Genomic DNA, 16122 nt, shown 5'->3' with positions numbered 1-16122 from the left:
TTTGGGAGATCTAAAACTTAATGATGGGCTCACAATCTAGTGAACTGAGAGAGACAAAAGTATCTGTTTTGGCATAGTACAAGCCACAGGTTTCACCTCTTATCTGCAACGTATATTGGTCTGGAAGATCCGTATAGCTGCCATCCAACAGTTGATTGTTGTTCCCTTTTACTCGTCCTTTTTCAATCAACAAATGCGGTGAGGATTCAAATACGTTATTTGCGATTCTAGGTGCTGGTGTCCCTTGGATTTCTGCGATCGCGTTTTGAATCTCTATGACTGTTTCCGGAGAGTTCTTTTTACTCAATGCTTCAACGGGTTCTTGTGACATAGCTTGGCATCCTATCAAAGAAATCGAAGTGCCTAAGAAAAGCGCAACCCGAATCAGCATTCGTAAAAAGTTAGTTGATCTCAACATGAATTGCCTCTGTTCGTAGCGGAGAGCGAAGATCGCTTAACTCCGGAGATGAAATGTTACGCGGCATGGCGTTGAAACTTGAAGGGGATACTGGCGGACAGGTTCCTGTTTCCATGTAGTTTAGCGCCGCAGAAAGCATACCTTCAGACGGATCGCCTAATGGTTTTGTTAGGTCATCATTGACCCAGCAACCTTCCACTCTATTGTTTAAGCCTAGCTCGGTATTGATTTGGCTCTTTGGAGTAGGAATAAAACCATCAGCGAAGTCGCCAAATTTTTTCTCGTTCGCCGACTTGAACTGAATAGTGTAGTACATAGTGCCGCAGTTTTGTTCTGGTGAGAACCCATACGGTTTACCTGTGGTTGTTGAGCCTATTTGGATAACCTCCACATCAATGCCGCGCAAAGCGTTGATTAGCAGTTCACTTGAGGAAGCCGTGCCTCCTGAAGTCAGCACATATACGCGCTTTTTGTTCAGTGTCGGAAGCACTTGATCCGAATATTTCTGTGCTGCCCAGTCTATTGCTAGATTCGTAAAGCGATAGATGTTATCCCCATCTTTAATGGTACGCATCACTTTGTCATTATGAATCAACTCACTGAAGACTCGGTTCTGACCAGCACCGCTTAGCATGTAGCCTACTTGCGAGGACTGAAGGACTAAGCCACCGCCGTTGTAACGTAAATCAACGACGATCTCGTCAACATTCTCTGCTGAGAGCGTACTGAACGCCTCAATAAGCGGGGCTTGAGCACTTGGTTCAAAGGAGTTGTATTGCAGATAGCCGATCCGCATACCATTGTGTGTAATCACTTTGGCATTTTTAACTGGAGAGGTCATGACATCAGAGGCGGTAAGCGTCACGGTTTTCTCTAGACCGTCGACACTCTCAAATGTGAAGGTGTAATCTTGATTGATGTCAGGGTTAAAAAGCGTTTTATTAATAAAATCAATGTCGGACTGACTACCGGTGTTAACCACATCAATATTATTGATTTTCAGAAGCTTATCACCACGAGCAATGCCGCTTCTATCAGCTGGAGAGGCTTCTTCATTGTAGGAAATACGAACGTCTCGAGGTTGTACGCCACGTAAGAATGCCCAGTTAAAACCAAATCCAGCAACTAAACCGGATTGCGATGATTTCATCTCATCTTCATAAGGGACGGTAAAATGGAAGCGATCTTTCGGTTTACCAGTCGTGGTAGTAGCAGAGGTGACCAATGTGTTGAAGTAATCCGTCACGGTTTTGTAGTTTGCTGGATTATTATCAGGAACTTCGTCATACCAAAGGTAAGTTTCGTTAGTAAAAGCTCTTAAAAAGAGTTTTTCGTGTAAAGCAGAACCTAATTCATCTGGATAGGCGGCATAATTGTTATATGGGTCTCGACCCACTCGTGGGGTTTCACATTGGTTGACAAACGAGCTTGATGGTTGGCTAAAATCACCGGCTTTCCATGTTGGACCGTTTGCACTGCTAGTGGACGGAGTAGGTGATGAACCATCACCGCCGCCACCGCCACAACCTTGTAATAATGCGAGAGTGACTGCCGTTGCTAAAGAATACTTAAATTTCACTTTTCTATGTCCTTATAAATAATAGAATTATAATTATCTGTTTTGCTTTTGTTTTTATTAGCTAGGTGAATGTATTAATTTAATTCGTTCGTCTGCAAATTTATATTTAAAGAGTGTGAGGTAAATAACGTAAAAATGGTTATCTTTTATTCTTAAAAATCCATTAGTTATTCCTTAAGCTCCTTAGCAGTTTCAACGTAATAATAAGGAAAAAACAAAGATGAAATGGAGGGTTTTCTTAGTCGACTAATTGTTGTTTGCTAAATAGAAAGTAAGTTTTGGGCCAGGAAACTCTATTTATTAGAGATTTGGCAGGAATAAATGATGCATTCTAGGTTTGGGGTAAATTTTTAATCTGATGTTTTAATTTATTTTGGTCAATTGGGCGACGTGCTTTAACAGGCTTCCATCAATATCCGGCAAGTCATCTGCGAAAAATATCTGAGCGCCAGGAGTGCAGCGCATTAATATATTTGTTAGTTCACCTTCGTTGTTGGAAGTGTTAACTGCGTTAAGTTTCGCTAATTTTTTACAAAGTTCGTTCTCTATTTGCACTTTTTGCTCTTCGGTGAGCCTAATACGACCCACACACACACCTGGGTTGATGTTATGAGAAAGCGACTCTTGTTGAAATCGCTCTTTGAATAAGGTGTCCAATGCGGTACCTTCTTCCATAATAAATCGACGACCAGAACGGTAAAATAAGCCGTCTCCGAAGTTCTCCACATACCCTAGAATTTCCGCGATACGCAAATAGAATCGTAAGCTTGTATCAGAAATTCCGTAAGTTTGGGCTATCTCTTGCGGTTTAATATCGCGAGAAGTCAGCATATAAATAAAATCAAGTAAATAGGGATGCTCAACGAAAAGGGCGCTCTCTTCATCTGTTAGCATTTGCTCGTTTTGGTGCTGAAGCTCGTTGGCTAAGGTTGCGAGTTCGATGAGATCGGTATTCAGGTAGTTCAGATAAACAAGTACTTTATCCAAACCTAAAGCTGGATTATGTAGGTGGCGTTTAATACTAGATAGAGGGATGCCACTTTTCTCTGACAAGGAATTGTAGCAAAGCCCTTCTTCTTTAATCTTTTGTCGTAGCGCTGCGAGTAAAAACTTTGGTCCAACATTCATCCTTGAATATCACCTTATTCGTTATTCCGTTTACTGGCTGATATTTTGCCTTTCAAGCAGCAGGTTTCGAATCGCTGTGCCTGCTTCTAGAATGTGTTTTTTCAGCAGATACTTGGCGCCTTCTATATCGCGATTTTTGCACATTTCAAACAAGCTTAAGTGCTCTTCTTCTGCCTTTTTAATGCCTGTTGTGAACAATAGCTGCATACGTATGTATCGGTCACACTTTGTGTTCAAGTTGTAAATGACGTCCATAGTTTCAGGCATGTTGGCTGGCGCATATAGGGCTTTGTGGAACTCGTAGTTGTAGTTGCTCCATTCTTCTACTTCGTCGCCACTGTTCACTACTGACTCGAAACGTTCGCGAACTTCTCGCGCGCGTTCAAGGTCAGCGTCTGTCATATTTTGAATCGCACGCTCTAAAATGTGGCATTCCACGACAGCGCGCAGTTCAAATAGCTCATTGATTTTCTCTGGAGATAGCTCAGTGACCGTCGCACCTTTGTGAGGTTCAAAGCTAACGAGTCCTTGTGCTTCCAATTGAACTAACGCTTCACGCACAGGAATTCGGCTAACATTAAACTCTTTTGCTAACGCATCTTGACGTAAAGGTTGACCAGTTTTTAACTCGCCCTTCAAGATCTGAGTTCGAATTGCTTCCTCAACGAGCTGAGTGCGCGTTTTAAAAACAGGTTTCTGTGACATTGAAGTCTCCCGTGAAATTAATATTGTATCCAATCCATTTTACTTTAGTAGTTTATTGTTTTTCTGGCACAAACCAACTAGGAAAGAAGGTTTTGAGAAGTAGAGTGAAATAAAAGGCATCAGTTGATGCCTTTTTGAGCCATTTGGTGATCTTATTGGGAGACTCTGCCATCTATGGCGCGTTGAATACCCAGTGGGTTCGACGCTTTTAATGAATCCGGCAATAAAGATTCTGGTAAAGCTTGATAAGCGACGGGACGCAACCAACGATGAATAGCCTCTGCCCCGACAGATGTTAAGGCAGAATTGGTTGAAGCCGGATATGGTCCACCATGAACCATAGCGTAACCAACCTCGACGCCAGTTGGCCAACCGTTGAATACAAGGCGTCCGGCGATTTCTTCCAAACTTGGAAGCAGTTGCTTGGCTTGTTCTTCGTCTTCAGCGGTAGCGTGAAGGGTTGCGGTGAGCGAGCCAGTCAGTGAATCACTCAGTTTCAACATGTCATCGAAATCTTCACAGATTACGATTAACGATTGAGGACCAAATATTTCTTCTTCCCATTGCGGGTTTTCACGCCAGTTTTTACTGTCCGTCACGAACAGTGCTGGTGAGACATTGGTCACTTCTGCTTGTTCAGAGCGAGTTACATTAATGCCCGTTTCGGAAGCTCGCTTGTTAACTTCTGATTCATACGTTTCTCGGATTCCTTGCGTTAGCAAAGTGGCCGTTGATTGTTGTCGAATTAACCCTTGAGCAGTTTCGATAAAGGCTTGCGTTTCTGGGCTATTCAAGACAAATACAACGCCTGGTTTTGTACAAAATTGTCCACAGCCCAAAGTCATAGAAGCCACAAACTCTTCAGCCAATGATGCGTTTTCTCGTATGGCTGAAGGGAGAATAAATGTTGGGTTAATCGCCCCTAGTTCGCCATAGAAAGGGATTGGCTCTGGTCTTTGCTGAGCTAGGTTAAACAGCGCACGGCCACCACCGACTGAGCCTGTAAAACCAACCCCTTTAATTTTTGGATGGGTAACGAGTGCTTGGCCAAGTGCACGTTTGTTGCCTTGCAATAGCGTGAAGATGGCTTGCGGTAAGCACTCTTTCTCAAGTGCAGCCTCAATACACTTAGCAACAAGTTGACTGGTGCCAGGGTGGGCGGTATGGCCTTTTACAATCACAGGACAGCCAGCTGCCAGTGCCGAAGCCGTATCACCACCTGCAGTAGAAAATGCGAGCGGAAAATTAGACGCACCAAACACGGCGACAGGGCCAATTGCGATTTGCTGACGACGAATATCTGGTTTCGGCAGTGGTTGACGGTCTGGGTTTGGCGTATCGAAAATTGCTTGATGGTGATTACCCGATCTCACAACCTCGGCAAATAGTCTTAATTGGCTCGCTGTACGTCCTATTTCACCGCTTAAACGTGCTTCGGGAAGGGCAGTTTCCAAATGAGCACGAGCAACGATTTCTTCACTCTTCACTTCCAATTCAGAGGCGATAGAGCAAAGTAAGCTCGCTCGCTTTGCATTGCTTAGTTGGCGAAACTCACGCGCAACGCTTTGGGCGGCTGAGGCGGCTTGATTAACTTCTTGCTCTCCATGTACCGGAAACGCTATAGGTAGAGGCTCACCAGTAAAGGCGTTGACTGCGTAAAAAGTGGTTGGTTCTTGTGGGTTCATCATTCTTCCTTACTATCCTTATTACTTCACTTCAAATCCGTACGCATATGGGTCTTCATCGTCTACCCATATCGTGTTGTGACCGTATACTTGTGCCCATCCTTCAATGCTTGGCAAAATAGCGGCTTTGCCATTCACTTCGGTAATGCCTTCTATACGTCCTTGAAATAGGCTGCCGATGATACTTTCGTGAACAAAGTCTTCCCCTTGAATGAGTTTGCCTCTTGCATGCCATTGCGCCATACGTGCACTTGTTCCCGTACCACATGGCGAACGATCCAACGCTTTGTCGCCGTAAAACACAGCATTTCGAGCGGTGGCGTTTTCTTGAGTGGGCTCTCCGGTCCATAGCACGTGAGAAACACCGCATACTGTTGGATCTTCTGGATGTACGCACTCAACCGCTCGAGATACCGCTTCGCGAACTTTTGGTGAAAGCATCAAAATTTCATCTGGAGAGTAGTGTTCAAGTCCGGCGTAGTTTTCTTGAGGGTCGACGATTACGTAATAGTTTCCGCCATAAGCAACATCGACAGTGAGCTCACCTAAGCCCTCTATGTCCACGGTTACGTCTTGGTGGGCAAGGTAAGCTGGTACGTTAAATATCTTCACCGACGTGACCTTGTCACCTTTTGTTTGGTAGTGCACTTCGATTTGTCCTGCTGGGACATCAAGTATCAAACGGCCTTCTTTTTTGGGAGTGATAAGGCGATTCTCGATAGCGGTAGTGACGGTTCCAATGGTGCCGTGGCCACACATTGGTAAGCAGCCACTGGTTTCAATAAACAGAATTGAAGCGTCTGCGTTATCGCTGCAAGGAGGCAAAACAACGGACCCCGACATCATTGAGTGTCCGCGAGGCTCAAACATGAGTGCCTGACGAATCCAATCATAATGCTCAAGAAAGTATTGGCGCTTTTCGCTCATGGTATTGCCTTCGAGTGGAGGCACACCGCCTGCGACCAGCCTAACTGGGTTGCCGCAGGTGTGGGCATCAATACAGAAAAAAGTTCCTTGTCTCATTTTTCGCTCCTTGCTGAAAAAATGGTTGAATTAAACAATAGTGATGTTAACGTAATGTAAAATATATTGTATACAATCTACGTTTTCAAGTGTGACTCGGAGCATATTTATGTTGGTCAAGGATGAAACCAAAAAGGAAAGGATCGCCGTGATAGGTGCGGGGATTATTGGCTTATCAATTGGATTGAAGTTGCAGCAGCAAGGTTATCAAGTCACGATTTTTGATCCCAATGGCGTGGGGAATGGATGCTCTAAGGGAAATGCAGGTCATATAGCGACTGAGCAAATCTTCCCTCTTGCAACGCCAGCGCTGCTTCCACAATTACCTAAAATGCTGCTAGATTCCAAAAGTCCGGTTTCGATCCGTTGGCAAGATATTCCAAACACAATCGGGTGGATGATTCGTTTCCTATTACAAACAAAGCCATCAGCCGCGGAGCGGGCAAAAAACGCGATTAAGAGTCTTAACGAGCGGTCAGTGGCAAGTTGGCGTGACGTGCTTGATTCAATCGGAAAAGCACATCTAATAAAAATGAATGGTTCATTGCTCACTTTTGAAAACGAGAAACTGTTTCAGAATTATCAAAGCACGCTTAACTCACTGGTTAAAAACGGTGTGACGTATCAAGTTTGGACACAAGAGGAGATTCGAGAGCGGATACCTGATCTCAGCCATAAGGTTTGTGTCGGAGTCTTTTTTCCCGATACAGGTCATACGCTAGACCCTTATCAGCTCTGTGTTGAGCTAAGTGAAGCTTTTGAAGTTCTTGGCGGTAAGGTTTTACAAAAAGGTGTATCTGCGTTGGCGAAAAATGGCGATGTGCTGGTTGAGTCTCAAACACATTCATTTGACCGAATCATTGTTGCCGCTGGTGTACATTCTAAGCCTTTGATACGGCAACTAACCGGAGTCAAAGTGCCTATTCAAGCCGAGCGTGGTTATCACCTAATGGTGGATGACAAGCGTGATGTACTGCCATTTCCTATTAGCTCTGCCGATAGAAAATTCATCATGACTCCTATGTCAGGTGGGTTACGTTTGGCAGGCACTGTTGAGTATGCCGATGTAGAATCACCACCCAATATGAAACGTTCAGAAATGCTTTTTCAGTTAGGTGATGAGATGTTTGAATCGGGGTTACATCCACTCAAGCAAGGAGAAAAGTGGATGGGGAATCGGCCTTCAACAGTCGACTCGTTACCGGTTATTGATAGCATTTGGGATGGAAATGTATTACTGGCATTTGGCCACCAACACCTTGGATTAACTCAAGCGGCGATTACGGCAGATCTCCTTTTAGAGCTTATCGAAGGAAAGCCGACATCGATTGATCTTTCACCTTTTTCACTACAACGATTTGCCTGAAAAAATTTAACATTAAATATTGTATAAAATATATTAAATGCTAGTGTTAACTTAATTTTAACAAAAATGGTGTCCAACAGCCGTATTCGGATGCCTCCAGAAAAACAACCAAAAGGAGTAAAACATGTCACGAATGACCAAAGCACCATTGGCGCTGTTGATTTCAGGAATGCTGTTGGGGACCTCTGCTTATGCTAAAGACAAATTGACGGTCGTATCTTGGGGTGGTGCATTCACCAAGAGCCAAGTGGAGGCATATCACAAGCCTTTCATTAAAAAAACAGGTGTAGAGATCGTATCCGAGGATTTCAGCGGCGGATTAGCCGAAATTAAAGCGCAGGTGGAAGCGAACAACGTGCGCTGGGATTTGGTGTCTCTCGACAAGCCGGACATTGTTCGTGGTTGTGCAGAAGGGCTATTAGAACCAGTGAGCCCAAGTATTTTGCCTCCGGGCGCAGATGGAACACCAGCACAAGAGGATTTCATTGATGGTGCGATTCACGAGTGCGCAATCAATACCATCGTGGTGTCCACAGTATTAGCGGTGAACGAAGACGCGTTTAAAGGTAAGGTTTTACCTAGCAAGTTGACCGATCTTTTTGACCTAAAAACTTTTCCAGGTCGACGTGCATTGCAAAAACAACCTCAGGGTAATCTTGAGTGGGCACTATTGGCTGATGGTGTAAAACCAGAAGAGGTCTACAGCCTGCTCGAAACCGAAGCCGGGCGTGAGCGTGCGTTTGCTAAGTTGGATACGATCAAATCAGAAGTGCTGTGGTGGACAACAGGTGCCCAGCCACCTCAAATGCTTGCTGACAAAGAAGTGGTGATCGCCTCGGCGTTTAACGGCCGAATTCACAATGCCCGTAAAGATGAAGGTCAACCATTTCGGATTATATGGGACCGTCAAATGGGTTACATGAATGGATGGGCGATACCTAAGGGTAGTGAGAACACAAAGCTTGCATTGGACTTCATCGCTTTTTCTTCAGGAACAAAACCATTAGCTGATCAAGCTAAGTACGTTGCTTATGGGCCTACGCGTAAGTCGTCTTCGGCGGAGGTGAACCCAGACATTTTAGCGAACCTTCCTACCGCACCTCAAAACTTCCAAACCGCCTTCCTGATTAACGATGAATGGTGGTCAGACTACGCGGATGAACTAAATGAAGAGTTCAATACCTGGCTGCTTAACTAGGCGTTAATTTGTGTATGGGGCCGAGTTTTCATCCATAAGCGAGGTTCCGTACTTTTCCTCAACTGTATTTATGTTTTCGGAGAAATGATGAAAGTCATCGAAGCACAGCAAGTCGCGCAATGTTTAACAATGAATTCTCTTATTGAAACGATGCGTGAAATGTACTCGCGGCCAGCAACAATACCTCAACGCCGAGTCATGCCCTTAGAAGAGGGAGAATACGAGGCGTTTGCGCTACTTCCTGCTTGGAACCAGGAGTTAATTGCGGTGAAAGCCTTTACATATTTCCCGCATAACCCCGAGCAAGGCAAAGATACGCTTGCATCTAAGCTGCTTGTTTTTAGACGAAACGATGGTGAGCCGCTCGCACTCGTGGACGGTAAAGTTTTAACGTTTTGGCGCACCGCCGCAGCTTCTGCGTTGGCAGCGGACTATTTAGCGCGTCCCGATGCTGATCGTCTGTTGATCTGCGGAACGGGCAATCTTGCGCCTTATTTTGCGTGGGCATACGCTGCGGTTCGCCCACTTAAGCAGGTTTATATTTGGGGGCGTAACTCAGATAAAGCCGAGGCGACGGTAGATGCCATTGTGTCATCTTCAGAGTATCAGTCGCTTCCTGATGAGCGTCGGTTTCGCGTTTCAGTCGTAGAAAAAGTGGACCACGTTATCAAACACGTTGACATCATCAGCTGTATTACTGCATCAGCAGAGCCTTTGTTTAATGGCGCAGACGTGCAGCCGGGCACCCATATTGATTTGGTCGGTAATCATGACTTGGACAAGCGTGAATGCGACTCTAAAGCAGTGCAACGAGCACAGGTGTATGTTGATAGCTGTATTAATGTATTAGCCGAAGCGGGCGATCTTCTCATTCCAATTCAAGAGGGCGTATTCACGTCAGACGATATCAAAGGGGAATTACCACAGCTTTGCGCCCAACAAATCTCAGGACGTCAAAACGATGAGGTCATTACTTTATACAAATCAGTTGGCAGTGCTTTGGCTGATTTGGCCGCTGTAAAGGCGGTGTTGTTAGAAAATGGCATAGATAGCCATGTCTGAGCATTTTCGCTCGTTCATTTAAATTACATACAATATACATATAAGGAAAGTAGTTCATGAAAATTGATTGGAAAGGTGTTTATCCGGCGGTCAGTACGCAATTTCGTCAAGATCAGTCAATCGACTTAGACGCAACGCAAACCGTTATAGACAACCAGATTAAAGATGGTGTGAATGGCATTATCTGCTTGGGTACCGTCGGTGAGAACTGCGCGTTGTACCCGGAGGAGAAACGCCAGGTCTTGCAAGCGGCAAAAGAAGTCGTAAATGGCCGTGTGCCTTTGATTGCTGGTACAGCAGAGTCTATTACCACAGCAGCTGTTGATTACATGCAGGATGCGTACAAAATTGGTATCGATGGTTGTATGGTGATGCCTGCCATGGTTTACCGCACGTCTGAGAGCGAAACGTTCGAATATTACCGCACGCTAGCAGAAGCAACGCCAGAAATGCCAATCATGATTTACAACAACCCGGTTGCTTATGGTGTCGATGTTAACCTCGGTATCATGACGAAACTGGCTGAGTTTGAAAGCATTGTAGCTATCAAAGAGTCGACCACTGATACTCGTCGTATCACCGAGCTTTACAATAAATTTGATGACCGCTTTACCGTGTTCAGTGGTGTTGATGACATCGCTCTTGAATCATTGATGCTAGGTGCGACCGGCTGGATTTCTGGTTTAACCAACGCATTCCCAGAAGAGTCCGTCGCGATTTATAAACTGGCAAGCCAAGGTCGTTATGCTGAAGCGTTAGAAATCTACCGTTGGTTCTTACCGCTACTGCGTTTAGACACCATTCCTACGCTGGTTCAGTGCATAAAATTGGCCGAGCAAGTCTGCGGACGTGGCTCTGAACAAGTTCGTGCGCCACGCCAACTCTTACAAGGTGAAGAGCGTCAACAAGTCATTCAAATGGTTGAACATGCGTTAGAAACCCGCTTAGACCTATCCAAATACAATCTGTAATTGTGCTGTTTAGTAGAGCGTTAACTGACGCTCTACTCATTCGTAATATTCAAAAAATGAGAAGAGGGAAGTCATGAGCACGGAAAACAAGGACTATGTCAGCTTTCAACACGTTAAGAAAACCTACGATGGCACAAATTTGGTGGTGAAAGACTTCAACTTAGATATTGCTCCTGGAGAGTTCGTTACTATGTTGGGGCCGTCAGGATCGGGCAAGACCACTTGCTTGATGATGCTAGCAGGCTTTGAAACTGCGACCGGTGGAGACATTTATATCGATGGCGTTCCTGTCAATCATCTCGCGCCGCACAAGCGCGATATTGGTATGGTGTTTCAAAACTATGCGTTGTTTCCACATATGACCATTGCTGAGAATCTTGCGTTTCCTTTAAAGGTACGAAAACTCGACAGTGACACGATTCAAAGCAAAGTTCAGAGTGCATTAGAAATGGTCGAGCTTGAGCATGTTGCGACTCGATACCCAAAGCAGTTATCAGGTGGTCAACAACAGCGTGTCGCGTTAGCGCGAGCATTAGTGTTTGAACCTAAACTCGTGTTGATGGATGAGCCGCTAGGCGCATTAGATAAGCAGCTGCGTGAGCAAATGCAGATGGAGATTAAACATTTGCATGAAAAGCTTGGCATCACCATTTTGTATGTGACGCACGATCAAGACGAAGCTCTCACTATGTCCGACCGTATTGCGGTTTTTAATCACGGCGAAGTGCAACAACTCGCGACACCTACCGAGCTTTATGAATCTCCGAGTAATACGTTTGTTGCGCAGTTTATTGGAGAAAACAACCAACTCTCAGGTTTAGTCAAAGAGTGGAACGGAAAGTATTGCCAAGTGCTCGTTGGGAAAGAGTTATTTACTGCGAAACCTGTCAGAGTATCTGAGCAAGGGCAGAGGACAACACTTTCCATTCGACCAGAAAAGATTGTTATTCAACCAGAGAAAGCGTCTTGTGAGAACCAAGTCTCAGGCGTCCTACGAGAATTGATTTATCACGGTGATCATTATCGTTTGGTCGTCGAAGTAGAGAGCGTTGGTCACTTCATCGTTAAAGTACCTAACGATAATCGTAAACACTTGCAGTTAACGCCTGGCTCAATTTGTCGTATTGGTTGGCAAAGTGACGATTGCCATGCTCTTGATGGGACACAAACTCAAAGTAGCGAGGTAGCAGCATGAGTCGAGAGCTAACCGCATTAGATTCTGTATTGGAGATCGAACGCCAAGTTCATCAGCAAGAAACCAATCTGAAAGCGCAGTTGCAAAAGGCAGAGCGCCGAAAAAAGCTTCGCTCCATTATGCTCACAACGCCATTGGTGTGTTTTATTCTGCTTACGTTTGCTTTTCCTATCCTCGATATGCTTTATCGAAGCGTGGATAACCGAGAAATATCCCAGTCACTACCACAAACTATTCAAGCATTAGAAAGTTGGGATTATCAAGGTCTGCCTCATCAAGAAGTCATTGAGGCATTCTCTGTTGAAGTACTTGCGCTTTATCAAAGCAAAGAGCTACCGAAAATAGCCAGCCGAATGAATATTGAAGTGTCTGGTATGCGCAGCTTATTGATGAAAACAGGTAGAAAGTTGTCTCGTTTGGCGTCGCTGCCGAGCTCGGTGACACAGCTGGCTAAGCTGGATAAGCGATGGGCTAATCCTAAATATTGGGCGGCGTTTAAGAATCTTAGTGGCGCATTAACATTCAGTCACTATCTTGCAGCGCTAGACTTGCAAGTGAATGAGTTTGGAGACATTGAACCCCAACCAGAAAAACGCCAAATATACGTCGACCTTTTCTTTAAAACTTTTTGGATGTCTATTTCAATCACCTTAATTTGTTTGGTGATGGCGTACCCCGTTGCTTACCTGCTTGCCAATTTACCTGATAAGCGCGCGAACTTACTTTTAATCATTGTGCTGCTGCCATTTTGGACGTCATTATTAGTCAGAACCACGTCTTGGATTGTTCTGCTGCAAAACCAAGGGGTCATTAATGATCTCCTTATTTGGTCGGGTTTTACTTCCGAGCGAATTCAGATGATTCACAATACCTTCGGAACGGTGGTGTCTATGGTTCACATTCTGTTGCCGTTTATGATCCTGCCTCTGTATAGCGTAATGAAAGGAATTAGCCCAACTTATTTCCGTGCCGCTCGTTCTCTAGGCGCGACGCCTTTCATTGCGTTCATCAAAGTTTATATGCCGCTTACGTTACCGGGGATAGGTGCGGGGGCCTTGCTCACTTTCATTCTTTCTATTGGTTTCTACATTACGCCCGCTTTGGTTGGTGGAAGAAGCGGACAGATGATCTCCAATATGATTGCCTATCATATGCAGACATCACTGAACTGGGGGATGGCTGGCGCATTGGGTGGACTGCTTTTGTTCGTTGTACTGGTTCTGTTTTATATGTTCAACCGTGTGGTTGGCATTAATAATCTTAAGGTAGGAGGATAACCATGGCATTACCAAACTATGCATCAAAAGTAGAGAGAGTTGCTTACGCAGGTTACTTAGCTTTTTGTGGGGTGGTGCTGTTCTTTTTAATCGCTCCAATTCTGACCATCATCCCGTTATCGTTTAATGCAACGCCTTACTTTACTTTTACCGAGGGGATGTTAAACCTTGATTCGGCAGCGTATTCTACTCGCTGGTATCAAGAAATGTTTACTAGTGATCAGTGGCTGTTGGCGCTGAAAAACAGCACGTTTATTGCTTTTATGGCGACACTCGTTGCAACAGGGCTGGGAACTCTGGCGGCGTTGGGTTTAGCCAGTAGTAATTTGCCTTTTCGTAATACCATTATGGCGCTGTTGATCTCACCCATGATCGTACCAGTCATTATCTCTGCTGCTGCGATGTACTTTTTCTACACACGCCTTGGCTTATCACAAACTTATCTAGGCGTCATTTTGGCACATGCTGCGTTAGGTACGCCTTTTGTCGTCATTACCGTTACTGCGACCTTAAGCGGCTTTGATCATAGCCTGGTAAAAGCGGCGGCTAGCTTAGGAGCAAACCCTGTTTATACTTTCAGACACATTACCTTTCCGCTGATTCGTCCGGGGATGATTTCTGGCGGCTTGTTTGCTTTTGGCACATCGTTCGACGAGGTTGTGGTGGCGTTATTCCTGACTGGGGCAGAACAAAAAACCGTTCCGAGGCAGATGTGGTCAGGAATTCGAGAGCAAATTAGTCCGACCATATTGGCGGTCGCTACGTTGCTGATTTTTATGTCGGTGTGTTTGCTCGTGACTTTAGAAGTTCTACGTAGGCGTAATGTACGCATTCGAGGCATTCAAGAATAACCAAACTTTTTCTTTGTTGCTCGCTATGCACTTTTGTTTAGGGGCTCCTCAATTTTTGACCAAATGCGCCTCATTGTAGGCGCTTGTCTTTTGTGTTTATCGTCAGCGATGACTGACATATCACTCTGTTAGCTTAATGCCAGTCTGCTCGAAACGTGCCAAAGGCGACTTGTTCGATTGTTGATACCAACTAGCTGCCATGTTTGGTTTAAGTCGGGCTTTTTCTTCCTTGCTAATCACAACATAGTGCAAAAACGTATTAAGTGTGGTTACCATCACGTCAAACGTCATTTCCCCGTCTTTGCTGATGGCTTTCAATAACCCAACGATGGTTTCCTCAGAGACTAACGGTTCAATCACCGCGTTTTTTCGCTCTTTTATTGATGTTGAAGCGGGCAGGTTTGCACGTGCCGTCTCCCAGCAAACTTTGTTGGTTTTACTGACAAGGTTGTGCTTGTAGCAGTAGTAACTGAATAAAAAGCGTGGCAGGTTTTGCCAGCGTTCGGCTTGGACTTCTAACCAAAGGTGTTGTAGCTCAATATCAGCGTCGGTCATAAATATCATGGGAGATTACTAAAGTAGTGGCATTCTAACGTTTCATCAGTAACCCCGTCTATGATCAGCATAGTCCGATGTAGTATGTTGAAATTTTGGTTCTCAATGAAATAGTGGCTTTTCATTACTGTAAATAGTGAGTGTTTTGTCCAATCTCTGACATTGATATTTGACTTTGGTAGTAGAGTGTGGGCGTTTTTGTTTTTATAGTGTCAATTTTATACCGTTACATACTTGGGATTGCCTTTTCTAAAATAAATACTTTTATCAAAGTAACTGTGTGATTTTCATTCAAATAGTTGGTGGTTCTAAGTGATGAAAATTCTGTTTATTACGTTACAATCGAGATTAGGTAGTAATGTGTAGCGTGCTGACGAAAACCTCGCGTCTTCTATCTTGCTTTTTGTGTGCTACTTTTTAGTAAGTATCTTTTGGGTGGATTTTTATGTTTGGAGTTAAAAGAAATGCTGCTATATCTGGCTTGTATCAAGCAAGTGAGTTAAAAGCAAAGCTGTTCTCCAAGGAGTTGGAAATCTTAAGACTTAGGGCTGAGTCTGAGTTTAATAAAGTGCTCGATGAGTTACTAAGAATTAAAGATAACAATACCAGACTACGTGAAAGTGGACTTATTGATAAGCTCGAGCAAGAAAAGTCTAAGTGGAACAGCGGTCAGCTTAAAGATATCGAACAGCGCATAAGTAACGTTGAGCTCTTTATCAAGGATTGTGTTTTATATATCAGCAACATTGAAACCCAATTCGCTAAAGATAGCGACTCAGGGTATGGTGAATTGAGTTGCCGTGCTCTTGAAGATGAATTGGAAACACTGTCTTTTAGTAAGATCCTTAACGCATCAGCGCATGAGTATTTTTATAATTCTAAAGAGTATGAAATGTACCTTGAAAACACACCAAATACCGAATTTTTGCACGCGTTAAAAGAACAAATTACCGCACTCTTCGACCACAAAGCAGCCTAGAACCTACAGAGTATTAGCCCATTGTCCGATTCCTTCTTTAGGGGCTTTGATTCGCGAATTTTTACCGACCCGCTTTGGAGTATACCTAGCCATTTAACGTGCTGGGTATACCCGTTTAACTACACGTTTC

15 protein-coding genes are annotated in these 16122 nt (G+C 44.4%); 8 read left to right on the top strand and 7 right to left on the bottom strand.

The window, feature by feature from the left end:
• Positions 1 to 10: 10 nt before the first annotated feature.
• The 6 genes from NL643_RS05205 to NL643_RS05180 form a co-directional block, all read right to left on the bottom strand.
• A complete protein-coding gene (locus NL643_RS05205; RefSeq protein ID WP_005397755.1) occupies positions 11 to 331 on the bottom strand; it encodes a hypothetical protein in 321 nt (106 codons plus the stop codon).
• A gap of 70 nt (positions 332 to 401) precedes the next feature.
• Positions 402 to 1997, bottom strand: coding sequence for a S41 family peptidase (locus NL643_RS05200; RefSeq protein WP_253644042.1), 1596 nt, complete (start codon positions 1995 to 1997; stop codon positions 402 to 404).
• Positions 1998 to 2360: 363 nt separating this feature from the next.
• Positions 2361 to 3125 carry a transcriptional regulator gene (locus NL643_RS05195; protein WP_253644041.1) on the bottom strand — a complete coding sequence of 255 codons (765 nt, stop codon included), beginning with the start codon at positions 3123 to 3125 and terminating at the stop codon, positions 2361 to 2363.
• Between the two features lie 30 nt (positions 3126 to 3155).
• The gene (locus tag NL643_RS05190; RefSeq protein WP_054867356.1) at positions 3156 to 3830 is read right to left on the bottom strand and encodes a GntR family transcriptional regulator; all 675 of its coding nucleotides are present in this window, start codon (positions 3828 to 3830) and stop codon (positions 3156 to 3158) included.
• A gap of 152 nt (positions 3831 to 3982) precedes the next feature.
• The gene (locus tag NL643_RS05185) at positions 3983 to 5515 is read right to left on the bottom strand and encodes an aldehyde dehydrogenase (NADP(+)) (protein WP_253644040.1); all 1533 of its coding nucleotides are present in this window, start codon (positions 5513 to 5515) and stop codon (positions 3983 to 3985) included.
• A 21-nt stretch (positions 5516 to 5536) separates the two neighbouring features.
• Positions 5537 to 6538, bottom strand: a complete 1002-nt coding sequence (locus NL643_RS05180; RefSeq protein ID WP_114322422.1) for a 4-hydroxyproline epimerase — start codon at positions 6536 to 6538, stop codon at positions 5537 to 5539.
• 109 nt (positions 6539 to 6647) lie between these two features.
• Between NL643_RS05180 and NL643_RS05175 the strand changes: the two genes are divergently transcribed.
• The 7 genes from NL643_RS05175 (at position 6648) to NL643_RS05145 (ending at position 14458) form a co-directional block, all read left to right on the top strand.
• Positions 6648 to 7904 carry an FAD-binding oxidoreductase gene (locus tag NL643_RS05175; protein WP_253644039.1) on the top strand — a complete coding sequence of 419 codons (1257 nt, stop codon included), beginning with the start codon at positions 6648 to 6650 and terminating at the stop codon, positions 7902 to 7904.
• Positions 7905 to 8028: 124 nt separating this feature from the next.
• Positions 8029 to 9102, top strand: a complete 1074-nt coding sequence (locus tag NL643_RS05170) for a polyamine ABC transporter substrate-binding protein (RefSeq protein ID WP_139060194.1) — start codon at positions 8029 to 8031, stop codon at positions 9100 to 9102.
• An 87-nt stretch (positions 9103 to 9189) separates the two neighbouring features.
• Positions 9190 to 10164, top strand: coding sequence for an ornithine cyclodeaminase family protein (locus NL643_RS05165; protein ID WP_253644051.1), 975 nt, complete (start codon positions 9190 to 9192; stop codon positions 10162 to 10164).
• A gap of 56 nt (positions 10165 to 10220) precedes the next feature.
• Positions 10221 to 11135 carry a dihydrodipicolinate synthase family protein gene (locus tag NL643_RS05160; RefSeq protein WP_253644038.1) on the top strand — a complete coding sequence of 305 codons (915 nt, stop codon included), beginning with the start codon at positions 10221 to 10223 and terminating at the stop codon, positions 11133 to 11135.
• Positions 11136 to 11208: 73 nt separating this feature from the next.
• Positions 11209 to 12330: an ABC transporter ATP-binding protein gene (locus tag NL643_RS05155; protein ID WP_253644037.1), complete on the top strand. Its 1122-nt coding sequence runs from the start codon at positions 11209 to 11211 to the stop codon at positions 12328 to 12330.
• Positions 12327 to 13607 carry an ABC transporter permease gene (locus NL643_RS05150; RefSeq protein WP_253644036.1) on the top strand — a complete coding sequence of 427 codons (1281 nt, stop codon included), beginning with the start codon at positions 12327 to 12329 and terminating at the stop codon, positions 13605 to 13607. The genes NL643_RS05155 and NL643_RS05150 overlap by 4 nt, the downstream gene beginning before the upstream one ends.
• Positions 13608 to 13609: 2 nt before the next feature.
• A complete protein-coding gene (locus NL643_RS05145) occupies positions 13610 to 14458 on the top strand; it encodes an ABC transporter permease (protein ID WP_006741629.1) in 849 nt (282 codons plus the stop codon).
• Positions 14459 to 14578: 120 nt separating this feature from the next.
• On the opposite strand, the gene NL643_RS05140 is transcribed toward NL643_RS05145, so the two are convergent.
• Positions 14579 to 15013 (bottom strand): hypothetical protein, encoded by a 435-nt coding sequence (locus NL643_RS05140; RefSeq protein ID WP_253644050.1) that lies wholly within the window; start codon positions 15011 to 15013, stop codon positions 14579 to 14581.
• Positions 15014 to 15458: 445 nt separating this feature from the next.
• On the opposite strand from NL643_RS05140, the gene NL643_RS05135 reads away from it, so the two are divergent.
• On the top strand, positions 15459 to 15992 hold the full coding sequence (locus NL643_RS05135) for a hypothetical protein (protein ID WP_012841894.1): 534 nt from the start codon (positions 15459 to 15461) through the stop codon (positions 15990 to 15992).
• The last annotated feature ends 130 nt before the right edge of the window (positions 15993 to 16122 follow it).

Source organism: Vibrio sp. Y42_MX_L11, from assembly GCF_024181785.1.
GTDB classification, from domain to species: domain Bacteria; phylum Pseudomonadota; class Gammaproteobacteria; order Enterobacterales; family Vibrionaceae; genus Vibrio; species Vibrio diabolicus.
This window is presented reverse-complemented; position numbering and strand designations above follow the sequence as displayed.